The sequence below is a fragment of the Desulfovibrio sp. Huiquan2017 genome (assembly GCF_017351175.1).
Classification (GTDB): Bacteria; Desulfobacterota; Desulfovibrionia; order Desulfovibrionales; family Desulfovibrionaceae; genus Pseudodesulfovibrio.
Window position 1 is genome coordinate 124180 of record NZ_JAFMPN010000004.1, and the last position, 24259, is coordinate 148438.

18 protein-coding genes, 1 tRNA gene and 1 other RNA gene are annotated in these 24259 nt (G+C 63.7%); 13 read left to right on the plus strand and 7 right to left on the minus strand.

What is annotated here, in order from left to right; genetic code table 11:
• Positions 1-95 precede the first annotated feature (95 nt).
• Positions 96-311 (minus strand): hypothetical protein, encoded by a 216-nt coding sequence (locus J0909_RS04330; RefSeq protein ID WP_207260823.1) that lies wholly within the window; start codon positions 309-311, stop codon positions 96-98.
• A gap of 256 nt (positions 312-567) precedes the next feature.
• Here J0909_RS04330 and J0909_RS04335 point away from each other — a divergent pair, with 256 nt between their 5' ends.
• On the plus strand, positions 568-1254 hold the full coding sequence (locus J0909_RS04335) for a response regulator (protein ID WP_207260825.1): 687 nt from the start codon (positions 568-570) through the stop codon (positions 1252-1254).
• A gap of 2069 nt (positions 1255-3323) precedes the next feature.
• Complete coding sequence (locus J0909_RS04340; protein ID WP_207260826.1) at positions 3324-4262, plus strand: flagellin N-terminal helical domain-containing protein; 939 nt, start codon at positions 3324-3326, stop codon at positions 4260-4262.
• 98 nt (positions 4263-4360) lie between these two features.
• On the opposite strand, the gene rnc is transcribed toward J0909_RS04340, so the two are convergent.
• Positions 4361-5044 carry a ribonuclease III gene (gene rnc / locus J0909_RS04345; protein ID WP_207260827.1) on the minus strand — a complete coding sequence of 228 codons (684 nt, stop codon included), beginning with the start codon at positions 5042-5044 and terminating at the stop codon, positions 4361-4363.
• Between the two features lie 15 nt (positions 5045-5059).
• Here rnc and J0909_RS04350 point away from each other — a divergent pair, with 15 nt between their 5' ends.
• Positions 5060-7168, plus strand: a complete 2109-nt coding sequence (locus J0909_RS04350; RefSeq protein ID WP_207260970.1) for an acetate--CoA ligase family protein — start codon at positions 5060-5062, stop codon at positions 7166-7168.
• A gap of 87 nt (positions 7169-7255) precedes the next feature.
• Positions 7256-8320, plus strand: coding sequence for a phosphotransacetylase family protein (locus tag J0909_RS04355; protein WP_207260828.1), 1065 nt, complete (start codon positions 7256-7258; stop codon positions 8318-8320).
• Positions 8321-8440: 120 nt separating this feature from the next.
• On the opposite strand, the gene J0909_RS04360 is transcribed toward J0909_RS04355, so the two are convergent.
• The 3 genes from J0909_RS04360 to J0909_RS04370 form a co-directional block, all read right to left on the minus strand.
• The gene (locus J0909_RS04360) at positions 8441-9331 is read right to left on the minus strand and encodes a DMT family transporter (protein WP_207260829.1); all 891 of its coding nucleotides are present in this window, start codon (positions 9329-9331) and stop codon (positions 8441-8443) included.
• 107 nt (positions 9332-9438) lie between these two features.
• Entirely contained in the window at positions 9439-10389 is a 951-nt protein-coding gene (locus tag J0909_RS04365; RefSeq protein WP_207260830.1) for a proline dehydrogenase family protein, read from the minus strand.
• Between the two features lie 77 nt (positions 10390-10466).
• On the minus strand, positions 10467-11309 hold the full coding sequence (locus tag J0909_RS04370; protein WP_207260831.1) for an AraC family transcriptional regulator: 843 nt from the start codon (positions 11307-11309) through the stop codon (positions 10467-10469).
• 84 nt (positions 11310-11393) lie between these two features.
• On the opposite strand from J0909_RS04370, the gene J0909_RS04375 reads away from it, so the two are divergent.
• From J0909_RS04375 to cysS, 8 genes are all read left to right on the plus strand, one after another.
• A complete protein-coding gene (locus tag J0909_RS04375) occupies positions 11394-12776 on the plus strand; it encodes an MATE family efflux transporter (protein ID WP_207260832.1) in 1383 nt (460 codons plus the stop codon).
• A 100-nt stretch (positions 12777-12876) separates the two neighbouring features.
• A tRNA-Ile gene (locus tag J0909_RS04380) sits at positions 12877-12952 on the plus strand.
• A 170-nt stretch (positions 12953-13122) separates the two neighbouring features.
• Positions 13123-14118 carry a Nif3-like dinuclear metal center hexameric protein gene (locus J0909_RS04385; RefSeq protein WP_207260833.1) on the plus strand — a complete coding sequence of 332 codons (996 nt, stop codon included), beginning with the start codon at positions 13123-13125 and terminating at the stop codon, positions 14116-14118.
• Positions 14119-14163: 45 nt separating this feature from the next.
• On the plus strand, positions 14164-14907 hold the full coding sequence (locus J0909_RS04390; RefSeq protein WP_207260835.1) for a zinc ribbon domain-containing protein: 744 nt from the start codon (positions 14164-14166) through the stop codon (positions 14905-14907).
• A gap of 12 nt (positions 14908-14919) precedes the next feature.
• Positions 14920-15278, plus strand: an RNA gene (rnpB, locus tag J0909_RS04395) — RNase P RNA component class A.
• A 60-nt stretch (positions 15279-15338) separates the two neighbouring features.
• Entirely contained in the window at positions 15339-16535 is a 1197-nt protein-coding gene (ispD, locus tag J0909_RS04400; protein ID WP_207260836.1) for a 2-C-methyl-D-erythritol 4-phosphate cytidylyltransferase, read from the plus strand.
• Positions 16536-16537: 2 nt separating this feature from the next.
• A complete protein-coding gene (locus tag J0909_RS04405; protein WP_207260837.1) occupies positions 16538-17419 on the plus strand; it encodes an aq_1923 C-terminal domain in 882 nt (293 codons plus the stop codon).
• Between the two features lie 43 nt (positions 17420-17462).
• Complete coding sequence (gene cysS / locus J0909_RS04410; protein ID WP_207260838.1) at positions 17463-18920, plus strand: cysteine--tRNA ligase; 1458 nt, start codon at positions 17463-17465, stop codon at positions 18918-18920.
• Positions 18921-19216: 296 nt separating this feature from the next.
• On the opposite strand, the gene J0909_RS04415 is transcribed toward cysS, so the two are convergent.
• Together J0909_RS04415 and topA are read right to left on the minus strand one after the other, a co-directional pair.
• A complete protein-coding gene (locus tag J0909_RS04415) occupies positions 19217-19894 on the minus strand; it encodes a 16S rRNA (guanine(527)-N(7))-methyltransferase RsmG (RefSeq protein ID WP_207260839.1) in 678 nt (225 codons plus the stop codon).
• A 397-nt stretch (positions 19895-20291) separates the two neighbouring features.
• Positions 20292-22703 carry a type I DNA topoisomerase gene (gene topA / locus J0909_RS04420; protein WP_207260840.1) on the minus strand — a complete coding sequence of 804 codons (2412 nt, stop codon included), beginning with the start codon at positions 22701-22703 and terminating at the stop codon, positions 20292-20294.
• 380 nt (positions 22704-23083) lie between these two features.
• Between topA and J0909_RS04425 the strand changes: the two genes are divergently transcribed.
• Complete coding sequence (locus tag J0909_RS04425; protein WP_207260841.1) at positions 23084-24214, plus strand: twin-arginine translocation signal domain-containing protein; 1131 nt, start codon at positions 23084-23086, stop codon at positions 24212-24214.
• Positions 24215-24259: the final 45 nt, after the last annotated feature.

Sequence of the window (24259 nt, forward strand, 5' to 3'; positions counted from 1 at the left end):
TGTGCCCAAAAAGGCGCACGGAGTCAATGATTACCGGCGCTCACACAAAAAAGGCCCGGCGAACCGGGCCCTTCGAAACGCGCTTTCGACGGCGGTCAACAATCATGAAAATCCTTGTTGATGTAGAAACAGAGGTCAAAGAGGTTCTGGACCATCTCATCCACCATGGCCCCGCGATCGGCACCGGGCGCTTCCACGCTCACGGTCTTATTGACGATCTTGGAAAAGAGCATGCCTATGAGCTGGTCGTCGTAGAGTGTCCAGTACTTACTGCCCGAGGGGAACTTCTTGTCGAATCCGTGATAATACATGCGGCGCGCTCCGATGGTCCTTGATTGGTTTTTCCCGTTGCCTAACTTATCGGCCGGGCCCGTCTTCCGCTTTATGCCTTCAAGCAATATTGTTCCCACATAAATTCAAACGCTTATGCCCCGCATTCGGAATGCGCGCCCCCTACCTCCGAACGATGCCACGAGAAGGCCAAGTTGCGAAATTGTTGCCCATATGTAACACTTATTGTTACAGACATGGGGTATAGCAGTCCCATCACACCGAAAGGAGTCAACAGTGTCAGCCCAGAAAATCCTGGTGGTCGAAGACCACAGAGACACGCGTGAACTGCTGAAATACAACCTCACTACCGCCGGGTTCGACGTGGCCGCCGCCGAGGACGGCCAGCTCGGCCTGAGCCTGGCCCATGCCTTCAAGCCCGACATCATCCTGCTCGACCTGATGATGCCGGGAACCGACGGCCTGGAAGTCTGCCGCCAACTCAAGGGCGATCCGGCCACGGCCCGCATCCCGGTGATCATGCTCACGGCCAAGGGCGAGGAAGTGGACAAGATCGTCGGCCTGGAGCTCGGCGCCGACGATTACGTGGTCAAACCCTTTTCCCCGCGCGAACTGGCCCTGCGCATCAAGGCGATCCTGCGTCGCTACGGCGCGCCCGAGCCCAACGCCCCCAAATTGTGGGAACGCGAGGGGCTGCGCATCGACTTCGAGGCGCATCAGATCACCATCGACGGGGAGGAGACCGCCCTTACGGCCACCGAGTTCAAACTTCTGACCGTGCTTGTGTCCGGGGCGGGCAAGGTCCAGACCCGCGACAACCTCCTGGACACGGTCTGGGACACCCATTTCGAAGGATATTCCCGCACCGTGGATACCCATGTCCGGCGGCTGCGTCAGAAGCTGGGGCCCTATGCGTCCTGGATTGAGACCATCCGTGGGGTGGGGTATCGGTTCAAGGCCTGATCCGGCCTACATTGGCAAGTAACGGCCCCGGCAAGCAGCGAAGGTTGCTTGCCGGGGTCTTTGGTTTGGTCCGCCCAACTTGAATTTTGGACAGTCGCCGAGGGGGCGGGCCCCGTGCGATGGAGAGGGAGAGAGCCAGTGAGGCGGCTGAAGCCGCACCAGCCTTTGGAGAGCCGCCGTGCGGGGCTTTGCCCCGCACTTGCTCCATGCCCTCCCGGCGGGGTCCTTTTTTTGCCGGCCCAAAAAAAGGACGAAAAAAAGGGCCCTGGAGGGGGCGCGGCCGCCCGGGGGATCGGGCGCAAGAATCCGATCCGCTTGGGGCGGCTCCCTCTGCCTAAAGATATAGCGAGACTCTCGGGTCGAAACGCTTCCTTTTACCTCGGTCCGACTCCCGCCGGAACAGGAGCCGCCGCCCCTTCGCGGTCGGCTTCTAACGCCCGATCCAGGGCTCGTTCGGCGTGGTGAAGAGGGGTGGGGGGACGCGGGGGAAGTTGCCATGACCGGGAGACCGATGAGAGCCGCTGTCGGGTGCTGGGCACCCGAGGCGCTCCAGGAGGAGGAGCCGGGGGGGGCGGGTGGAGCTTTTGTTGGGCGGGACGCGGTTATTTTTTGTAAGAGGAGTACGCAGCACCATTTTTACTGGCGATTTTTCGCTTCCGGCCATTCCCGTATTGCGGAGGCGCGGCCCAACCTTTCGCCAACAAAACGATTTTTTCTAGTTTTGGAAACGCGGACAAGTCCCCGCGCCCCACCTCTTCAAAACAGGGTTAACTACACCCACTCAATCCCCTTACGCAGAGCAACAATCGGAAGCGAACCCTAGAGCCCGTGTCCGGCGAGCTGAAGCGCAGCTTTAATCGAGTCTGCGCAGCAGACATCTATCAAACCAGCGGAAGCCGCCTACGGGCTCTTGGGGCCGCTTCCGCGCGGCAGCACCGCAGCGCAGTTTTTGCTTCCTTTTTTCTGCGCCAGCAAAAAAGGAAGTCGCCGGAAAGGCGAAACAACAATGTAGGGAGGACAACCCAAAGCCCCGACGCGGAAGCGCGGCCCAACCGCCCGCCAACAAACCTAATTTCTCCTGGCCCGGGAGGCGCGGACAAGTTTCCGCGCCCCACCTCTTCAAAACTGGGTTAACTGCACCCGCCCAAGTCCCTTACGCAGAACACCAATCGGAAGCGAACCCTAGAGCCCGTGTCCGGCGAGCTGAAGCGCAGCTGTGATCGAGTCTGCGCAGCAGACATCTATCCCACCAGCGGAAGCCGCCTACGGGCTCTTGGGGCCGCTTCCGCGCGGCAGCACCGCAGCGCAGTTTGTGCTTCCTTTTTTCTGCGCCAGCAAAAAAGGAAGTCGCCGGAAAGGCGAAACCACAATGTAAAGCGGACAACCCGAAGCCCCGACGCGGAAGCGCGGCCCAACCTTCCGTCAGCAAACCAATTCCCACCACCGCATGGGCACGGACAAAACCTCGGCGCCCCACCTCTTCAAAACTGGGTTAACCGCGCCCGCCCAATTCCCTTACGCAGAACACCAATCGGAAGCGAACCCTAGAGCCCGTGTCCGGCGAGCTGAAGCGCAGCTTTGATCGAGTCTGCGCAGCAGACATCTATCAAACCAGCGAAAGCCGCCTACGGGCTCTTGGGTCCGCTTCCGGGCGGCAGCACCGCAGCGCAGTTTTTGCTTCCTTTTTTCTGCGCCAGCAAAAAAGGAAGTCGCCGGAAAGGCGAAACAACAATGTAAAGCGGACAACCCGAAGCCCCGACGCGGAAGCGCGGCCCAACCTTCCGTCAGCAAACCAATTCCCACCACCGCATGGGCACGGACAAAACCTCGGCGCCCCACCTCTTCAAAACTGGGTTAACCGCGCCCGCCCAATTCCCCACCCACTCGGCAAATATTGACAAAGCATTGACGGCCAGACGGTTACGCCCGTTTCAACAGGCGGAAAAAATAGCCTTTCTAGACTTTATTTAAACAAATATTCACTTGATATTATTTAATAAAGTTAACCTGGCATACATAATGCTTAATCGTGGCAAAATGGATTTGAGAATTGAACAAGGAGGGTTCTGATGTCTTTAGTCATTAACCACAACCTCATGGCGATGAACGCCCAAAGGAACTTGTCCGAGCATTATGGACGGCTCGGCGTTTCCACCCGGCGTTTGTCATCCGGCCTGCGCGTCGGCACTGCCGCGGACGATGCGGCCGGATTGGCGATCCGCGAACTCATGCGTTCGGAAATCAGTTCCCTGCACCAGGGCATCCGCAACGCGTCCGACGCGATTTCGCTGATCCAGACCGCCGACGGCGCGTTGCAGGTGGTCGATGAAAAATTGATCCGCCTCAAGGAATTGGCCATGCAGGCGTCCACCGGCACCTACAACTCCGACCAGCGGATGATCATCGATTCCGAATATCAGGCAATGTGCTCGGAGATCACCCGTATCGCCAACGCGACGGACTTCAACGGAATTTACCTGCTCAACGGCAATCTCTCCGGCAGGCCCGGCGGGTCTCCAATCGGCGACCACGACGGCACGGGACTGCAGCCCACCGGCCCGCTGAAGATCCACTTCGGCACCGGCAACGACTCGTCCGAGGACTACTATTACGTGGCCATCCAGGGCTCCACCGCGTCCTCTTTCGGCCTTGGGCACTCCGCCGCCCTGAAGAACGGCGACACCTGGGAAGCCCAAAACGCGGGCAAGTCCATCTCCACCCAGGGGCTGGCCCAGGCCGCCATGGATGCGATCAACAAGGCGATCATCTCCAAGGACAAGATCCGCGCCAACCTCGGTTCCATGCAGAACCGACTGGAAAACACCATCACCAACCTGGAAATCCAGGCCGAGAACCTGCAAGCGGCCGAATCCCGCATTTCCGACGTCGATGTGGCCCAGGAAATGACCGAATTCGTGCGCAACCAGATTCTCACTCAGTCCGCCGTCGCCATGCTGGCCCAGGCCAACTCCCTGCCCAGAATGGCCATGCAGCTCATCGGCGGCTAGCCGAGCGCACGCGACTGAAGACCATCGGAAACCGGCCCTGCGGGTTCGTCCCGCAGGGCATGGTCTCCGATGATTTCTACCTGTGATGTCGGGGGAGTCTATTCTTCTTCGAGGAAATCCAGGCCGATACGCGCGGCCTCCTGCTCGGCCCGCTTCACGCTGGTGCCGATGCCGCGAAACCTTTCGCCGCGCGGCAGGGTGACGTCCACCTCGAACAATTTTTCGTGCTCCGGGCCGCTGGTTCCGGCCAGCACGTACACCGGCCGGTCGCGGAACAGCTCCTGGGCCACTTCCTGCAAGCGGCTCTTGTAGTCTTTGGTCTCGGGCAGCATGGCCCGAGCGGGCCACTGATCCTCGAAGATGTCCAGAATGGTTCGCCGGGCGGCTTCAAACCCGCCGTCCAGGAAAACCGCGCCGAGCAGGGCTTCGAAGGCATCGGCCAACAGCGCATCGCGATCCCGGCCGCCCTGAAGTTCCTCGCCCCGGCCCAGGCGGATAAACCGATCCAGATCCAGTTCCCGGGCAATGGCCGCCAGGGACTGCTCCTTGACCAGTTGCGAGCGAATGCGCGTGAGCTGGCCCTCGTGGGCCGACGGGTACCGCCGGAATCCCTCTTCGGAGATGCACAATTCCAGCACGGCATCGCCCAAAAACTCCAGCCGTTCGTTATCCTCGAAGCCGTCCTGCTCGTTTGCGAACGAAGAGTGGGTCAGAGCCGTCTCCAGGACCTTGACTTGGGCAAACCTATGGTGGATACAATCCTGTAGTGCAGCGGTATCCATTCAACCCCCTTGTTTATGCAGCCAGACGCCCAACTTTGTGAACTTTTCAACCCCGAATCCATCGCCGTGGTCGGCGCTTCCCGGAGCCCTCTCAAGCTCGGGCATCTTATCCTGTCGAATTTAATCTCGGCAGGGTACAGGGGGACAATCTTTCCCGTCAATCCCGCAGGCGGAGAAATTCTCGGCCTGCCCGCCTACCCGTCCACGGCCGATCTGCCCCGCCCGCCGGACCTCGGCATCATCGTCCTGCCGCGCGAAAAGGTCCTTCAGGCCATGCGTGACCTGGCCGACGCCCATGTGGACGCCATCTGCGTCATCTCCGCAGGGTTCCGCGAAACAGGGCGCGACGGCTTCGAACTCGAAATGAAGATGGCCGACCTGGCCCGCCGCCGGGACATCACCCTGCTCGGCCCCAACACGCTCGGGCTCTTCAACACGACCATCAACCTGAACGCATCCATCGCCCAGACCATGCCCGCCAAGGGCTCCATATCCTTCTTCTCCCAAAGCGGGGCGCTGTGCTCGGCCATCCTGGACTGGGCCGAGGGCGAGTCCATCGGCTTCTCCAAGTTTATCTCGCTGGGCAACAAGGCGGGCGTATCCGAAGCCGACGTGCTCGAAGCCCTGGGCGATGATCCGGACACCAAGGTCATCATAGGCTACCTGGAGTCCGTGGACGACGGCCGCAAATTTCTGGCCCGCGCCCGGGCCGTGACCGAGAAGAAACCGGTCATAATGATCAAGGCGGGGACCACCGCCGCGGGCGCGCGGGCCACGTCCAGCCACACCGGCTCCCTGGCCGGGAGCGTGGAGGCGGGCCTGGCCGCGTTCAAGCAGGCGGGTATCATCCGGGTGGAGAACCTGGAAACCCTGTTCGACCTGGCGCGCGCCTTTTCCGAACAGCCCCTGCCCCGGGGCCCGAACCTGGCCGTGGTGACCAACTCCGGCGGGCCCGGCATCCTGGCCGCCGACGCCTGCGAGGCCGCCGGGCTCAACTTGGCCCGGCCCTCCCAGACCGCCCTGGACCGGCTGACCGAGGTCCTGCCGCCCTTCGCGGCCATCTACAATCCCATCGACATCATCGGGGACGCCAAAGCCGAACGCTATCGGGCCACCTTGCAGGCCGTGGCCGAGGACGAGGTCACCCACGCCATCCTGGTCCTGCTCACGCCCACGGCCTCGGCGGAAATCACCGAGACCGCCCAGGTCATCATCGACATGGCCAAGACGTGCGACAAGCCGATTTTCGCCTCGTTCATGGGGTTCGACCGCATAGCTCCGGGCCGCGACATGCTCCTCGACGCGGGCATTCCCTGCTACGCCTATCCCGAACCGGCGGTCACGGCCATCTCGGCCATGCTCGCCCATTACCGCTGGAAGAACCGCCCCTTCCCCGTGGAGGTCTGCTTCCGCCGCGACAAGGGACGGGCCGAGCGGACCATCGAAGCCGCCCTTGCGGCGGGCGTGACCGAGCTGCCCTTCAACGACGCCATGGACATCGCCGCGGCCTACGAACTGCCCGTGCCCGAAACCCGGCTGGTGCGCACCTCGGATCAGGCCGTGCGCGCGGCCAAGAAAATGGGCTACCCCGTGGCGCTAAAAATCGAATCGCCCCACCTGACCAGCCGAAGCGAAGTGGACGGCGTGGCCCTGGATCTGCACACCCCGCGCGAGGTGCGCGACGCCTGGCTGGACATCACCGCCCGCGCCCAGCGCAAGCGCCCGGACGTGTATCTGGCGGGCTGCCTGGTCCAGACCATGGGGCCGGTCAGGGCCCGCGAGGTGATCATCCGCTTCACTCAGGACCCGCAGTTCGGTCCGCTCATCTCCTTCTGCCTGGCCGGGCCGTCCGCCGAAGTGCTCGGCGACGTCAGCTACCGGCTGGCCCCGCTGGCCCTGCACGACGTCCAGGACATTGTCCGCGAAATCAAATCGTTCCCCCTGCTGCGCGGGGTGCGCGGCGAAGAGCCCGCAAACCTTGCGGCCATCGAGGACATTCTGCTGTCCATGTCGCAGATGGCCACGGACTTCCCCGAAATCCGCGAGGCCGAGCTGAACCCCATCCTGGTGGACGCGGAAGGGGCCTTCGTGGCCGATCTGCGCGTGACCGTGGGGCCCATATGACGCTTGGACATTTTTGACGGTCTCATATACTAACAAAAGACGGGGCGTTGCGGTTCCCGCCCCTTTCACTTCAGGAGGACAATAGGCATGGCTGGACTCTACATAGGCTCGACCACGGGATATTCAGGCAAAAACATGATCGCCATGGGGCTGGGTCTGCGCCTGCAGAAAGACGGGTACAACGTGGGCTACATGAAGCCGGTCGGGGCCATGCCCATGGAAGTCAACGGCAAGCTCGGCGACGAGGATGCCGCCTTTGTCCAGGACGTGCTCGGCCTGTCCGAAGATCCCGCCATGGTCACGCCCGTGGTCGTCACCCAAGATTTCAAGGTCAAGGCCTTCACCGGCAAGATGGAAGGCCTGCTGGACCACATCGTCGAGGGATACGAGGCCGTGTCCAAGGATAAGGACGTCACCCTGGTGGCCGGATCCGGGTCCATGTATTCCGGCAAGTACTGCGACACCGACGCCATTTCCGTGGTCCGCAAGCTCGGCATCAAGACCGTGATCATCGACCGTTTCCAGAAAGAATTGAAATACGACTACCTCATGGTCATGAAGGAAACCCTGGGCGATCTCATGACCGGCGTCATCCTCAACGACGTGCCTCCGAATTTCATGGACGAGATCACCCAGCTCCTCGGCCCGGCCCTGGAGGCCAAGGGCGTCAAGATCCTCGGCGTCATCCCCCGCGACCCGCTCATGGGCGCCATCAAGGTCGGCGACCTGGCCGACCGACTGGGCGGCAAGATCATCTCCGCCCACAACAAGAGCGAGCGCGTGGTCGAGTCCTTCCTCATCGGGACCATGCAGGTCGAGAACTTCATGACTCATTTCCGAAAGAAGAAGAACTCCGCCATCATCGTGGGCGGCGATCGGTCCGACGTGCAGCTCGTGGCGCTGGAAGGCGACTGCCCCTGCCTCATCCTGACCGGCAACCTCTACCCCAACGACATCATCCTGACCCGGTCCGAAGTCCTGGAAACCCCCATCATCATGGTCCGTGAAGACACCTTCACGGTGGCCAAGAAGATGGACGACATCCTCTCCCGGCACAAGCTGCGTGACGCCATCAAGATCAAACAGGGCGCGGAACTTGTGTCCAACAACATCGACTTCGAATACCTCAAGCAGGAACTCGGCCTGAAATAGCCGAAACCGGACAAGACAGACAAAGGCGGGCCGCTCAAGCGACCCGCCTTTTTTTGTCCCCTTCCACCTTACCGCGCATCACACCGGGACACGATCCCGAGGGCCTCTCCGGCCTCTCCCCTACCGCCGCCCCAGCCACACGCCGACGCCGACCACGCCGCAAGCGGCCAGCTGGACCGGGGCGAGGGTTTCGCCGAGCAGCAGCCAGCCCGCGCCCAGGGCCACGAGGGGTACGAGATTGATGGACAAAGCCGCACGCCCGGCGGGCATGAGGGTCATGGCCATGTTGTACAAGCCGAAGGCCCCGAGGGTGACGAACAGGCCGAGGTAGGCCACGGCGATCCAGGCCGCGGCGGGCGCGTCGGCCAGCCCGGACAGGTTGCCCAACCCCCCGGGCAGGAAGAAGAGCGCCCCGGCCACGCATTGCAGGCCGGTCAGCCACCAGGTGGAGTAACGGGCGGAAAGCCGTTTCATGACCACCATGTAGACGGCGGCGCAGACCATGGCCCCGACCTCGAGCAGGTTGCCCAGCGCGGGGTCCGGCGCGTCGGCGGCAGGCGCTCCGGCGGCGGACAGCCAGACCACACCGGCCATGGACACGGCCAATCCGAGCATGGAGCCGCGCGTCATGGGTTCGCCGAGGATGGCCCGGGCTCCGGCGGCCACGAAGAGCGGCACCAGGGAGGAGACCATGCCCGCCTGGGAGGATGTGGTCAGGTTGAGGGCGTGGCTTTCAAGCAGGAAATAGAGGCAGGGCTGCATGAGGCAAAGCAGCGAAAGTATCTTCCAGTCCCCGGGGCGGTAGTCCGGCTTGGGGATGCGCCCGAGCAGGAACGGGACGGTCAGCGCGGCCAGGGTCATGCGCAACCAGACCAGGACGCTGGGCGAAAAACCGGTCAGGGCGGTCTTGGCGGCCATGAAAGAGGTGCCCCACAGGAACACGGCCCCGGCCAGACAGACGGGCGCAAGCCATGCGGCGGACCGGGGCAGAACGGCGGTGTCTTCGGACATAGTGTCTCCGGTGTGTTTCGGGAACACCATGCCAGGGCGGACCGGCCGGGTATTGTATGAAATTGCGGCTCCCGGCGGCCCGCCCTTCCCGGATCGGCAGACGTTTCCTATTCGGCCTTTTCGACCATGGAACGGAAAACAAAACCGAGATTCTTGGGATTCTCCCCCACCCGGCGGATGGAGTAAGGCCACCAGTCGCGGCCAAACGGCAGGTACAGGCGCACGGACACGCCCCGATCGGCCAACTCGCGCTGGTAGGCGGGCCGGACGCCGAGGAGCATTTCCACCTCCCATTGGTCGCGCCGCCACCCATTGGCCGCAGCCACGTGCTCGGCGAAGGCGACCATGCGGTGGTCATGGGTGCCGAAGACCGGATACACGCCGCGCTCGCGGGCCTCGGGAGACAACAGGGTGACAACGGCCTTGCGGTAGGCCTCGTCCCGGTCCCGCCGTCCGGTAACGGCCACCTTGCCGGATTCGGCAAAGGCCCCTTTGACCAGGCGGACCATGGCCCCATTCTCCACCAGCCGGGCCAGATCTTCGGGCGTCCGGTGCAGGTAGGCCTGCACGGTCACGGCCATGGGCAACCCCTGGCCGCGCAGGGAATGGTAGAGGTCAAGCGTCGGCCCGGTGACCGAGGAATCCTCCATGTCGAGCATGAGCACGTCGCGCCCACCCCGGCCGTTGTCGGCCACGTCCCCGGCCAGGGCCACCACGTTTTCGTGGCAGGTCTCCCAGGAAATCATCGATCCCAACTGCGTCGGATCCACGGACAGGTGCACGTCCAGGCCGTCGCGCCCCAATCCCCGGGCCGCCCCGGACAGGGCCTCGCGAGTGGCCCGGATCTCGTCCGGATCGGCCACGTACTCACCGAGGTAGAACAGGGAGGCGGACAGACCGCTTCCATGCAGGGCGCGGGCGCGTTCCAAGCCTTCGTCACGGTCGCGGCCACCCACGAACCGGCGGGCGAACCGGCTCATGAACCGGGAATCCTGCATCCGGCGGGTCATGGATTCGCTTCGGGCCAGCCCGATCATCATCTTTTGCCACAGCAGCATATGTCTTCTCCTTTGGTTGCGGAGAAGCAGCCTAGCCGGGGCCGGGAAACCCGTATTGTATGAAATTGCGGCGTGAATCAGGACAGGCCGGAATCCCGGTACTGGCCGGGCGTGGCCCCGGTGTACCGGCGGAACACGCGGCTGAAGTGGGACTGATCGGCGAATCCGGTCTCCACGGCCACCCGGCTGACGGGCAGCCCCTCGGCCAGCAACCGCTTGCCCAGGTCCACGCGTAGTTGGTTCTGGTAGGCGTGGGGCGACAGGCCGGTGGCCGCCTGAAAGACGCGCAGGAGATGATAACGGCTCATGGACGCCGCTGCGGACAATTCATCCAGGGAGACCTTTTCCGCCACACGATCGGCCAGATAGCCGCGCACCGCGCGGACCGCGTCGGGCCCGCCGGGGCGGGCTTCCGGAACAGGGGCCGGGCCGGGTGAGCCATGCCGGGTGATAGCGTCGGCCAGGGCCTGGACCAGCCGGGACTCCTTTTCCAGGCGACCTTCGTTGTCGGCGATGGCTTCCCGGAGTTCCCGCAGATGATCGGCAAGTTGCCGGTCGGAAGCCACGGGACGGGGGAATCGCGGCGGCGTGGCGTCCGGGCCGAAAAGATCGCGGGCCACGGCCGTCAGCCAGGACGGGGCGACGTAGAACATGGTGTAGGCCATGTCCGAGTCCGGGTCCGGGTTGCAGGCGTGGACCAGCCCCGGCCCGATGAAGACGAGTTCGCCGACGGACGCGGCGTGCAGGCCCCCGTCGAGTTCGAAGGTGGTCCGGCCGTGCTCGATGAAACCTATGGAATAGGCATCGTGGACATGGGGCCGGAAGGCCTCCTCGTTGTAGGAAGACCGGCGCACCTCCACGCCCGGCAAATCCGGGTCGCGCCAGAAGCGCACTTGGCGGTTGGTCGGCGTCTTGCCCATGCCTCTAGGTACGGGGCCTGCGCGGGATCGTCAACCGGCTTAAAAAGACTGTATCCCCGGGGATCAAACGGGTACACTCGCGCCATGAGCAACACGGCCATCGACAAGACCGACCTGACAACACGCCCTATTTCCGAGGTCATCCGCCAGGTGGCGGTGCCTTCGAGCGTGGGCCTATTCTTCAATACCATGTTCAACGTGGTGGACACATGGTGGGCCGGACGCATCGACACCGAGGCCCAGGCCGCCCTGGCCCTGTCTCTGCCCGTGTACTTCATCATCACGGCCCTGGCGGGCGGCATCGGCACGGGCTCCACCGCGCTGATGGGCTCGGCGCTGGGCGCGCGCGACCGGGGCAAGGCCGCCCTGGTGGCCGTGCAGATGCTCAGTTTCGGCATTTTCGCATCCGCCCTCCTGGCCTGGTTCGGCCTGGCATGGTCCCCGGCCATCTTCGGCTGGCTCGGGGCGCACGGCTCGTACCTGGACACCTGCCTGGAATACATGATCCCGATCTTCGCCGGCAACGCGGCCACCATGGCCCTGTTCCTGTTCAACGCCATCCTGCAATCCCAGGGCGACACGGCCAGCATGCGCAACGTGCTCATCCTGATGGCCTCGCTGAACGTGATCCTGGACCCGTGGTTCATCCACGGCGGCTTCGGCCTCCCCGCCATGGGGCTGGCGGGCGTGGCCTGGGCCACCATCCTTCTTCAGGCCATCGGTGCGGTATACCTGTTGCGCAAGACCCGGCGCACCGGCCTGCTCAAGACCAACAAGGGCCGCAACCTCATCCCCCGGCCCCAACTGTACGCGGAGATCGCCCACCAGGGCTTTCCGGCGGCGCTCAACTCCATGACCGTCGCGCTCGGCTTCTTCGTCATATTCCGATACGTGTCCGGGTTCGGGCCCGAGGCCTCGGCGGCCTACGGCATCGCCACGCGCATCGACCAGGTGGTGCTCCTGCCGACCATCGGCCTGGGCGTTGCCGCCCTGACCATCACGGCCCAGAACTACGGCGCGGGCAAGATCGACCGCATCCGCGAGAGCTTCCGCAAAAATCTGCTCTACGGAGCGTACCTGCTCATTCCCCTGTCCCTGCCCATCCTCCTCTTCGCCGAACCGCTCATGCGCATCTTCACCCAGGACCCGGCGGTGATCGCCGTGGGCGCGGGCTATCTGCGCATAGATGCCTTCACCCTGTACGGCTACGTGGCCATCTTCGTGCCCACCTCGGTCCTCCAGGGCATGAAACGCCCCATGTTCGCCATCTGGCTCGGCCTGGCCCGCCAGGTGGCCGCCCCCTTCCTCCTGTTCACCCTGTTCACCCAGATCCTCGGCTACCCCATCACCGCCCTGTGGCTGGCCATCTTCGGCATCGTCTGGACCTCGGCCGCCGTGGCCCTGTGGTTCGCCCACCGGACCATCGACAAGGCGGTGGCCCGCCAAGCCGAAACCGGCACGGAATAATCCCCCCGCCGACAGCGGCTCTCCGCGTCCGCACGCCGGCGCTCCCGCCCCGGGAGTTGACACTATTGCCGCACGCGGCTATGGTACCGAACTCCACGGCGGGCCAGTAGCTCAGTTGGCAGAGCCACCGGCTCATAACCGGTCGGTCCCAGGTTCGAATCCTGGCTGGCCCACCAACGACCCACTTCCGGGAGACGTATTTGACGAAGACCCGAAAGCAGAAGAACGCATATATCCTGAACTCTCCCACAAAGGCCGTCGGCCGGGAGACGGAAGAGGACAAGAGATGCTCCCGAGGGGGAAACCCTACGGGAGCATCCTCATTATGGTAGGTGGCCGTAACTATATGAAAATTAAAGATATATTGACGATTTTCCGCAAGCTCGCCCCGGAGGGAAACCAGAGTTCCTGGGACAATTCCGGAGTGCAGGTGGCCGGGTCGACGAACGCGACCGACAAGGTGGCCGTGACGCTGGAGCCGACCCCGGCGGCGCTCGCGCGCTGTCTCGACTGGGGCGCCGGCGCAGTGCTCACGCACCATCCCCTGTATCTGAAGCCCAAGGCCCCGAACGCGGAAGGCATGTACCTGGACGTGCTGCGAACGGTAATCCGCTCCGGGAGCTGGCTGTATGCGGCCCACACTTCCCTGGACACCCGGCCCGGCGGCCCGGCCTTCTGGCTGGGGGGTGAACTGGGGCTGACCGGCACTCGGCTGCTGGAGGTCGAACACGGGCACACCCCGGTGGAGGCGTCCTTCTACTGCGCGGAGCCCGTCAGCCGCCAGGCCGCCGACATCTGGGCGGACCACCAGGGTGTCCACTCGGTATCGCAAAGCCGCTCGGGCGAGGTCCGGGTGGTCTGCGACGAGCCGCAATGGCCCGGCTTGGCGGACAAGATCGAGTTTTCCCTGGGCAAACGCCCCCTGTTCTACCTGCGCCCCCTGACCGCGCCGGTAAGCGAAATCGGTTTCGGCGAGGCGGGCGAGTTGCCCGAGCCGCTGGAATTCGACGCGTTCATGGCGCGCCTGGGCGGACTGATCCGGCGCGACGCCCTGCTGGTCGCCGGGCCCCGCCCCGAGCGCGTGCGGACCGTGGCCTACTGCGGCGGGTCGGGCGCGGACCTGATCGAGCAGGCGGCGCGGGCCGGAGCGGACGTCTTCATCACCGGAGACATGAAATACCACCCGGCCGTGGAGACCCCGGTCTGCGTGGTGGACGTGGGGCACTTCTCCCTGGAAGAGGAGATGATGCGCCGCTTCGCCAAGGAGCTGGACGCGGCCCTGCCCGACGCGGAGGTCCGCTTCTTCCCGGGGGATGACCCCTTCGCGGTATATGCCAACTAGCGGAAACACTTTTCACGATTTTTAAATAGACAGAGAGGTTAATCCATGTATCAAAAACAGATTGAACAGTTGATCGTTCTGCAGGAAGTGGACGATGACATCCTTGAGCTGACCAAGGAGATCGACCAGGCCCCGCAGGAACTGTCCGACCTTGAGGAACAGCTTGGCGAGTTCGAGGAGCGTCGCGGTCAAATCGATGAGAAGATGAACATCCTCAGCGAACAGAAGAAAAAGCTGTCCGTGGAGATTGAAGAGGATGCGGGCAAGATCAAGAAGTCCAAGAACAAGCTGATGCTGGTGGGCAACACCAAGGAATACCACGCCATGATGCGCGAAATGGATTCCCTGGAAAAGCTCAACCGCATGCGCGACGACGAGCAGGCAGCCGTGCGCGAGGAACTACTCCGCCAGGACGAGGCCACCCAGGCCCTGAACGAGGAGATGGGCGGCGTCCAGGAACAGTACGACGCCCTCAAGACCACCCTGGAAGAGCGGCTGGAAAAGGCCAACAAGAAGCTGGAGGCCCTGAACCGCAAGCGCAAGAAGGCCTGCAAGGCCGTGCCGCCGCCGATCCTGGGCCGCTACGAGTTCATCCGCGAGCGCATGGAGCACCCGGTCATCGTGCCGGTGTCCGAGGGCGTCTGCTCGGGCTGCAACATCATGATCCCGCCGCAGATTTACAACGACTTGCAGAAGGGCCAGCAGATCCTGAGCTGCCCCAACTGCCAGCGGCTGATCTACTGGCAGGCATTCGTGCCGGGCGGGAGCGCCGCGAGCGAAGAGGAATAGCATCACAAGTCCGGAGTCGGGCGGGTCATCGCCGCGGTCATTGACCGGGGAGGAAAGTCCGGGCTCCGCAGGGCAGGACGCTGGGTAACTCCCAGGGGGAGCGATCCCCGTCACGTGCAACAGAAAGCAGACCGCCTCCGGGTTTTCCCGGCGGTAAGGGTGAAACGGTGGGGTAAGAGCCCACCGGCTGTCGCGGCGACGCGGCAGGCCAGGTGAACTCCGTCCGGAGCAAGACCGAATAGGACAGCGTTTGAGGCCGGCCCGGCCGAGCTGTCGGGTTGGTTGCTTGAGCCGTCCGGTAACGGGCGGCCTAGATGAATGATGACCACCCCGCAAGGGGAACAAAACCCGGCTTATGACCGGCTCCGACTTGTGTTACCGCACGGGGGAGGTCCCCCTCCCCCGTGCACCCAATTTGGACAGGCAACAGCATGGACCGCACCATGAACGACATCTGGGGCATGATTCTGGCCGCAGGCTCCGGCACCCGCCTGGCCGAGGCCGCGGGCGGCGAGCGCAAGCAGTACATCGAGTACAAGGGCGCACCGCTTTTCTGGCATTGCGCCCGGACCTTTTCCCGCGTGGCGGGCGTGCGCGGCCTAGTCTTCGTCTTCCCGCCCGACGACGCCCCGGGCATGGAGAAGCGGCTGCGACAATTCTTCAAGACCGAGGACCTGGGCGTTCGCTGGACCGTGGTTCCCGGCGGCGAACGCAGGCAGGACTCGGTGCGCAACGGGCTAACCGGGCTGCCCAAGGAATGCGGTCGGGTGCTGATCCACGACTCGGCCCGCCCGTTCGTCTCGGCGCGGCTCATCACCGACCTCGTCGCCGCCCTGGATGCCGAAGCGCGCGGCGTGATCCCGGCCGTCCCCGTGACCGACACGATCAAGACCGTGGCCGGAAACACGGTGACCGGCACTCTGGACCGGGCCGAGCTCGCAGCCGTGCAGACCCCGCAGGGATTCGAGATCGCGCTCTTGCGGGAGGCCCATGACCGCGCCCTGGACGAAGGATGGGAGGTCACGGACGACGCCTCCATGGTCGAACGGCTGGCCGAAGTGACGGTCATCCCGGGCGAGGCGGGCAACGTCAAGATCACCGTACCGGAAGACCTCAAACGGCTGCGCGAGACGCGCACCCCCGTGTCCTGCACGGGCTGGGGCTACGACGTACACCGCTTCGGCGGCGCGGCCGACCGGCCCATGGTCCTGGGCGGCGTGCCCATCCCCGGCGGTCCCTCCGTCGTGGCCCACTCGGACGGCGACGTGCTCCTGCACGCCCTGGCCGACGCCATCCTCGGCACCTTCGGCGGCGGGGACATCGGCACCCATTTCCCGGACTCGGACCCGAATTTCGACAACGCGGACAGCGGCGTGCTTGTGCGCGAGGTCCTGGCCATGGCCGAACGAGCCGACACGCGCATCGTCCACGCGGACCTGACCGTCGTGACCCAAATTCCCCGCCTGGCCCCGCATGCGGCCCAGATCGCCAAGAACGTGGCCCGGCTCCTGGGACTTGAGGCGCACCAGGTCAACGTCAAGGCCACCACCGAGGAGAAGCTCGGCTTCACCGGCGAAAAACGGGGCATCAAAGCCGTGGCCTGCGTCACCGGGCTGAGGGAGATGTGAACGTGTCGGGCCTGAAAAAATTCCTTCTGTCCTTCGCCCTCTTCGCGACCCTCTGCTTCTTCGGCCTGAAGTGGTACGTCAATTCCGAGGTAAGCAAGGAACTGACCCGCACCGTGGGCGAAACGCCCGGGCTGGCCCTGTCCTACGCCGACCTGTCCGTGGACATCCTGGACCACACGGTCGTCCTGGACCGGGTGGACGCCCTGTTTCCCTCGGGGCAGCATGTCCAGGCCGACTCGGTACGCATCTCCGCCTTCGACCGGAAAAACCCCATCCCCCATTACGCGAGCATCGCGGTCAGGGGACTGACCATCCCGGTGACCCCACAAAACTTCGGCGAATGGGCCGGGTACATCCAGAGCCTCGGCATCGAGGTCCTGTCCGGCGACGGCAACCTGGACTACGCCTACAACCCAGAGACCAGGATCCTGGAACTCAAGGCCCTGTCCCTGGACGACCCCAAGCTCGGCGCCCTGCGCCTGACCGGTTCCCTGGACAACCTGAACATGACCGGGTTCCGCCCGGAGCAGAGCTTCGCCTTGGGCATCCGCAAGGCGGTCCTGACCTTCGAAAACCGTGAATTCATGCGCCTGGTCAGTGCGGACTGGGCCAAACGAATGGGGGTGTCCGAAACCACCACCCTGACCCAGATCAGCGCTGAGCTGGACGGCCTGGCCGCCTACGCCGGGACCCAGGCCAACGAACCGGCCCGGGCGGCCATGCTCGGCTTGAAGGCCTTTCTAAACGATCCCGGCTCCCTGACCGTGTCCGCCAACCCGGCTGAGTCCGTGCCCGTGCTCTATTTCTTCATGGGCCGCGACCTGTTTGAGAACCTGGACCTGCTGAACGTCCACGTGGATGCCGCCCCGGCGGGCAGTATTTAATTGAAGTTGAAGTATTTCAATATAATAAACATGGAGTGATCCAATGAGACTTTACAACACCCTCAAGCGGCGGAAGGAAGCATTCACCCCGGTCCACAACAACGATGTGAACATGTACGTCTGCGGCATCACGGCCTACGATCTCTGCCACATCGGGCACGCCCGTTCCAGCGTGGTTTTCGACGTGCTCTACCGCTACCTCAAGCACGAGGGGTACAAAGTCAATTTCATCCGCAACTTCACGGACATCGACGACAAGATCATCAAGCGCGCCAACGAAGTGGGCAAGGAAGCGGGTGAAATCGCCAAAAAGTTCATCGGTGAATTCTACGTGGACATGGACCGCCTGAACATCCAGCGGCCCACGGTGGAGCCCAAGTGCACCGAGCACATCCCGGAGATGCTCGACCTGACCCAGCGGCTCATCGACAAGGGCCACGCCTACGCCACCCCGTCCGGAGACGTGTATTTCCGGGTCCGCTCCTTCGAGGGCTACGGCAAGCTGTCCGGCCGGAACATCGACGAGCTGGAGTCCGGCGCACGCATCGCTCCTGGCGAGGAAAAGGAAGATCCGCTGGACTTCGCCCTGTGGAAGGGGGCCAAGCCCGGCGAACCATTCTGGGAATCCCCCTGGGGCAAAGGCCGTCCCGGCTGGCACCTGGAGTGCTCCGCCATGTCCGAAAAATACTCCTCTCTGCCGTTGGACATCCACGGCGGCGGCCAGGATCTGACCTTCCCGCACCACGAAAACGAGGTGGCCCAATCCGAGGCGGCCACGGGCAAGCCCTTCGCCAACTACTGGGTGCACAACGGATTCGTCCAGATCAATTCCGAAAAGATGTCCAAATCCCTCGGCAACTTCTTCACCATCCGCGACATCCTGGACAAGTTCCTGCCCGAGACCCTGCGCTACTTCCTGCTGACCATGCACTACCGCAGCCCGCTGGACTTCTCCTTCGACGCCCTGGAAGAGGCCGAAAAGGGCCTCAAGCGCATCTATTCCGCCCTGAACCAGATTGATGTGGAACTGGCCAAGGACAAGTGGAAGAAATCCCCGTTCCCCGAGGAACTGACCAAGGAACTCGACGACATCGAAAAGCATTTCGCCGAGGCCATGGCCGACGACCTGAACACCGCCGGGGCGCTGGGGCACGTCTTCTCCGCCATCCGCCTGGCCGGACGTGTGGCCGAAGACAAGGGGCTCCGCAAGGCCGAAGGCAGTCGCGACCTCTTCGCCCGCATCAAGAAGGATATGGCCGACTGGGCCTCCATCCTCGGCATTTTCGACCGCGACCCCGCCGAATTCCTCCTGGAACTGCGCGACAACCGCGCCGCCCGCACCGGCATCGACCCGAACAAGGTCCAGGAACTCCTCGACGCGCGCACCCAGGCCCGCAAGGACAAGGATTTCGAGAAATCCGACGCCATCCGCGACGAGCTCGCCGCCATGCACGTCGAAGTCCACGACACCCCCGAAGGCGCCGACTGGGACGTGCTGTAGGACACCGCGCCTGCGGGCGCTGCGGCCAAGAACGGCACTTACGCGACCGGGGGCGGGGGAGGAAAAACCTTTGAAAAGGGTTGGTTCCTCCCCTTCCCCCGGCCCCTCCTTTTCCCAAACTTTTTGCGCCGCTTCGCGGAGTTCGTCGACAAGGAAACCCCGGTTTTGCTAAGCCGGGGTTTTTCTATTGGTGCTCTCTCGCACTTGCCGAAGGCGCATAAAAATTCTGAAGGGGAAGCCCAGAGGGGGAACCTCTCTCAAGAGATTTCCCCTCTGGCTGCCGGAGGCATTCTTCTTTATTCGGCCATGAAGGACCAGAAATAGCGTTCACCGCCCGCCGCCGGGTAGCTGGCCACATCGCCTAATCGCCAGCCTTCCGGAATGTCGGTTTCTGCCGGAGGCGGGTCGTTGGAAAGAATGACCGCCATGCCGGCATGGTCCGGTTCCCGCCGGAGCATGGGGTGGATGAAGTCGAGGAGCTTTTGCCAGGGCATGAAGGCGCGGCTGAGGATGAGATCGGCGGTGGCCTGATGCCCGGATCGGGAGAGACGGTCCAGGGCGTCCTCAGCCCGCCCCGAAAAGACGTTGGTGACGGGCAGCTTGAGACGGCCGAGCACGCTTTTCATGAAGGTGGCCCGTTTTTCGCGCACCTCCACCAGCCAATAGTCGCCCTGCCGCCAAAGCACGCGCAGGGGGATGCCGGGCAGCCCGGCACCGGCCCCGAAGTCGAGGCACAGCGGGTGCTCTGGTAGACCCAGCCCGGCCAGGAAATCGGCCAGAAACAGGGAATCCACCACCAGCCGGTCGAACACGGTCCGCCAGTCGGACGGGCCCACCAGGTTCATCTTGCGGTTCCACTTCATGAGCTGGTCCAGGTAGGCGGCCAACAATTCGGCCTGGGCCGGATCCACGTCGCGGCCGAGCCTGTGCGCGGCGGCCAGCACGGCCTCACGGGTCGGGGAAGTATCGGGCATGGGCAGGAAATACGTTGTTTCCCCAAAACAATCCAGCCCCCGAAGCCAGGAAGGCCGCCCGGGGGAGGCGGCCTTCTTGGGGAGGATGTAGGTGTGTGACGTTCGGGCGGGATGGCTGGCCCGCCCAGGTAGAGAGTGTATCATGCGCGGTGGGCCGGTCATGCCCCATCCGCAACTCCCTTCTACGGCTTCCCGCCCTCAAAAACATTGACCTGGATCAACACATCCCGACTTTTCTCGAAAAAATCGGAACGCCCTCCCCTGGGCGGCTTTGGGGCAACGCCACAAACAGCGTCCAAAGGGAGCTACTTCGGGTGGCCCAGCACTCCGAACAGCGGCTCTTTTCCCCAACGCACTGTCGTCCTCGGGATAGGCGTTCGAGAGTGGGCCCGCGCGCCTACTCGTCCACCGGACGGGTATAATCGCAGCCTTTTTTGGGGCAGGCGATGTGCTCGCCCTTGTCCTTGGTGGACTTGCGCACGAGGATGGGGTGGCCGCATTTGGGGCAGGGCTCGCTGATGGGCCAGTTCCAGACCGCGTAGTCGCACTTGGGGTACTCGGAGCAGGAGTAGAAGATCTTGCCCCGGCGCGAGGATTTTTCCACCAGCTCGCCGTTGCACCCTTCGCGCGGGCAGGGCACGCCCGTGGAGAACGGCGCGGCATAGGTACAGTCCGGGTAATTGGAGCAGGCGATGAACCGCGATCCGGTGCGCGCCTTCTTGAGCAGCAGTTCGCCGCCGCAGTCCGGGCAGGTGCCGACGACCTCGGGTTTTTCCGATTCCACGACCTTGATGTTGCCGTTCTCGTCGCGGGTGAAATTGACGATGGACTTGCAGTCCGGATACCCGGTGCAGCCCAGGAACTCGCCGCGCCGGGACTGTTTGATGGCCATGGGGCGGCCGCACTTCTCGCAGACGACTCCGGTGTCTTCGGGCTTTTCGCGCTCCACGACCTGAATGTTTCCCTGCTCGTCGCGGGTGAAGTTCTTGATGTTCCGGCAGGTGGGGAACCCGGTGCAACCCAGGAATTCTCCGGTCTTGCCGAACTTGATGGCCATGGGTTTGCCGCACAGGTCGCACTTGATGTCCGTGACCTGCTGGGAACGGGCCATTTCGGTGCGTGCCTTCTCCAATGTGGGGTAGAAGTCGCCGCCGAAATCCTTGAGCAGTTCCTCCCAGTTCTTCTTGCCGTCGGCCACATCGTCGAGCAGGGATTCCATCTGGGCGGTAAAGCCCACGTCCATGAGGGCCTGGAAATGCTCGGACAGTTGGTCGGACACGGTGAAGCCGAGTTCGGTGGGCGCGAACCGCTTTTCCTCAAGCTTGGCATACTCGCGGTCGATGAGGGTGGAGATGATGGCCGCGTAGGTGGACGGCCTGCCGATGCCCAATTCCTCCAGGGTCTTGACCAGCGAGGCTTCCGAGTAACGCGGCGGCGGCTGGGTGAACTTCTGTTCCTTTTTCAGTTCATTGAGCTGAAGCACTTCGCCCTCGTGCAGCTTGGGCAATTCCACGTCCTCCTCGGACTTGGCCTTGTCCATGGCGGCCAGGAAACCGGCGAAGAGCAGCCGTTCCCCCTTGGCGCGCCACACGGTCTGCGGGGCGTTGACCAGCACGGTAGTGTCCCAGAAGGTGGCCGCGGCCATCTGCGAGGCCACGAACCGTTGCCAGACGAGACGGTAGAGCTTGTATTGCTCGGCGGGCAAAAAGCTCTTCACGCTCTCGGGCGTGATGGTCACGTCAACGGGCCGGATGGCTTCGTGCGCGTCCTGGGCTCCGCCCTTGGTCTTGAAATTCCGGGTCTTGGACGGATAGAAGTCCGCCCCGAACTTGTCCAGGATCAGCTCCTTGGCGGCTTCCTGGGCTTCCTTGGCGATACGCACGGAGTCGGTACGCATGTAGGTAATCAGGGCGGTGGTGCCGCGCTGGCCGAGCTCCACGCCCTCGTAGAGCCGCTGGGCAATGGACATGGTCCGCTTGGCCGAGTAGCCCATGCGCCGGTTGGCGTCCTGCTGTAGGGTGGAGGTGATGTACGGCGGCAGGGGCTGGCGCTTGCGCTGCTTCTCCTGCACGGAATCCACCGTGAACGCCCCCTTTTCGAGCTGTTCCTGCAAGGATTCGGCCTGGTCCGCGTTGGACACGTGGTTGGCCCCCGGCTTGACGGCCTTGCCTTCGAGCTTGTGCAGGTCCATCCAGAACGGCGGAGGATTCTCGCCCGCCAGGAGCACCTTGAACGGCCAGTACTCGTCCGGCCTGAAGGCGCGCCGCTCCTTTTCGCGTTCCACCAGGATCTTGAGCGCCACGGACTGCACGCGTCCGGCCGAGATGCCGCGCTTCACGTTCTTCCACAGGATGGGCGAAATCTTGTAGCCCACCAGCCGGTCCAGAATGCGCCGGGCCTGTTGGGAGTCGAACAGGTTTTCGTTCAGGTCCTGGGCGTGGGCCAAGGCCTCCTTGACCGCCCGGGACGTGATCTCGTTGAACTGGATGCGCCGGATCTTGTCGTTGACCGGCTTGAGCAGCTCGGCCACATGCCAGGCGATGGCCTCGCCCTCGCGGTCGGGGTCGGGCGCGAGATAGACGGTGTCCGCCTTCTTGGCCGCGGCCTTGAGCCGCTTGACCACGTCCTCTTTGCCCTGGATGATCTCATAGTGCGGGGCGAAGTTGTTCTCCTCGTCCACGCCCAGATCGCGGGTGGGCAGATCGCGCACGTGGCCCACCGAGGCATCGACTATATAGTCCTTTCCCAGGAACTTGGAGATGGTCTTCACCTTGGCGGGGGACTCGACGATGATCAGATCTTTCGGCATGTTGCGACTCTCTTCTCAGGCTGTTGAAGGACGCGCGATTGCGCGCTTGCACTCGCGCATCCTTCAACAGACCGAAGGATTGTATCCGGCCTGCCTTGGTGGTTGCGGGGTCCCGGCACATCCAGGACCCGTTCCCGACAGACTGAGGGGGGTCTATGCCCGCTTTTTCGCCAACTCGTCAAGCCTCTATATATAGATAATGGGTAAAATACCTTTTTCCCGTATTGTGCGGCATTACAAAAATACCCCGACCCGGCTCCGACTTGTTACCCATTCTCCACCCGCAAGGCACACTCCGTCACCCGGCCGTCAGGCTGCCGACGAAAGCGGGAGGTATGGTCACATGATTGTACAACACACCTGCATTCAAGGAGAAACGTATGCCTTCAGAATCTCTAAATCGGCGTGATTTCCTGAAATTGGGCGCCCTGGCGGGTGCCGCCACCGCGCTCGCCGCCCTGCCCGTCCGGGCGCAGGCCGCTCCGTCCCCCGTCACCCTGGATGAATGTATGGCCATGACGCCCCAGGCCATGGCCGACGCCTCGGGCCCGGTGTCCGCCGCCTGGCAAGCCATCCTCCAGGCCGCGGCCGCCATCCGCAACCCCGGCCTGCGCGCCCAGGTCCAGGAAATCCTCAACAACCCCGCGCCCACTGTGACCAAAGCCATCGGAACTTCCGAGAAACGAGCCATCTACAAGGAGCTGGCCGCCAAAGGACTGATCCCGGACGTGTCCGAGGCCGATTTCCTGCCGCCCTCCAGCTCGGCCTCAACCCCGCCCCAGCCCTTCCGTTCCGCGCCCGGATCCGGCTACGCCAGTCACCACGCCTATCCCGGCGGGCTGTGCACCCACACCGGCCTGAACACCCGCGTGTCCATGGCCCTGTACGACGGCTACCGCGAGGTCTACGGCTACATGCTCGACCGCGACGTGGTCATCGCCGCGCAGCTCCTGCACGATCTGCACAAGCCGTGGGTCTTCCAGTGGAACGCCAACGGCGAGTCCCGCACCGAACGGCCCCTGGCCGGGACCGGCGAGCACCATACCCTGGGCGTGGCCGAATCCATCGCCCGCAAGGTGCCCGCCGAGGTCATCGTGGCCCAGGCCTGTGCCCACAATCATCCGCGCACCGACAAGGACGAGGCCCAGGTGGTAGGTTGGCTGACCGCCGCCTCCATCATCGCGGGCGTTGATCCCGTGGCCTACGGCCTGCTCGCCGCCGACGGCAAGACCCTGCCCCTGCCCCGCCGCCAGGAAGGGTTCGTCACCCACCTCGGCGACCACGACTGGGTCCTGACCGTGCCCGCCAACCAGTGGGTCCTGCCCATCATGGAAAAGGTGGCCGTGCGCGACTACGGCATCTCCCGAAACGACCTCAAGGCCAAGCCGTTCCATCAGTTCCGCAACTACGTCTACTCCCAGGCCACCATCATGTCCCTGTACGAAACCTACGCCGCCAAGGGCGAACCCGAACTCGTCCGCACCATCCACGCCATCGTCACCCACGCCTAGGGCGGCCGCCCTTCACGCGGGGCGGGCGAACCCGTCCCGCGTGAA

Bases quoted from the DNA above. Each gene is read 5' to 3' on its own strand.
- J0909_RS04375 (WP_207260832.1), top strand. From the start codon at position 11,394: ATGAGCAACACGGCCATCGACAAGACCGACCTGACAACACGCCCTATT.
- J0909_RS04415 (WP_207260839.1), bottom strand. From the start codon at position 19,894: ATGCCCGATACTTCCCCGACCCGTGAGGCCGTGCTGGCCGCCGCGCAC.
- topA (WP_207260840.1), bottom strand. From the start codon at position 22,703: ATGCCGAAAGATCTGATCATCGTCGAGTCCCCCGCCAAGGTGAAGACC.
- J0909_RS04385 (WP_207260833.1), top strand. From the start codon at position 13,123: ATGAAAATTAAAGATATATTGACGATTTTCCGCAAGCTCGCCCCGGAG.
- J0909_RS04330 (WP_207260823.1), bottom strand. From the start codon at position 311: ATGTATTATCACGGATTCGACAAGAAGTTCCCCTCGGGCAGTAAGTAC.
- J0909_RS04355 (WP_207260828.1), top strand. From the start codon at position 7,256: ATGGCTGGACTCTACATAGGCTCGACCACGGGATATTCAGGCAAAAAC.
- cysS (WP_207260838.1), top strand. From the start codon at position 17,463: ATGAGACTTTACAACACCCTCAAGCGGCGGAAGGAAGCATTCACCCCG.
- J0909_RS04390 (WP_207260835.1), top strand. From the start codon at position 14,164: ATGTATCAAAAACAGATTGAACAGTTGATCGTTCTGCAGGAAGTGGAC.
- rnc (WP_207260827.1), bottom strand. From the start codon at position 5,044: ATGGATACCGCTGCACTACAGGATTGTATCCACCATAGGTTTGCCCAA.
- J0909_RS04365 (WP_207260830.1), bottom strand. From the start codon at position 10,389: ATGCTGCTGTGGCAAAAGATGATGATCGGGCTGGCCCGAAGCGAATCC.
- J0909_RS04360 (WP_207260829.1), bottom strand. From the start codon at position 9,331: ATGTCCGAAGACACCGCCGTTCTGCCCCGGTCCGCCGCATGGCTTGCG.
- J0909_RS04425 (WP_207260841.1), top strand. From the start codon at position 23,084: ATGCCTTCAGAATCTCTAAATCGGCGTGATTTCCTGAAATTGGGCGCC.
- J0909_RS04370 (WP_207260831.1), bottom strand. From the start codon at position 11,309: ATGGGCAAGACGCCGACCAACCGCCAAGTGCGCTTCTGGCGCGACCCG.
- J0909_RS04340 (WP_207260826.1), top strand. From the start codon at position 3,324: ATGTCTTTAGTCATTAACCACAACCTCATGGCGATGAACGCCCAAAGG.
- J0909_RS04350 (WP_207260970.1), top strand. From the start codon at position 5,060: ATGCAGCCAGACGCCCAACTTTGTGAACTTTTCAACCCCGAATCCATC.
- ispD (WP_207260836.1), top strand. From the start codon at position 15,339: ATGGACCGCACCATGAACGACATCTGGGGCATGATTCTGGCCGCAGGC.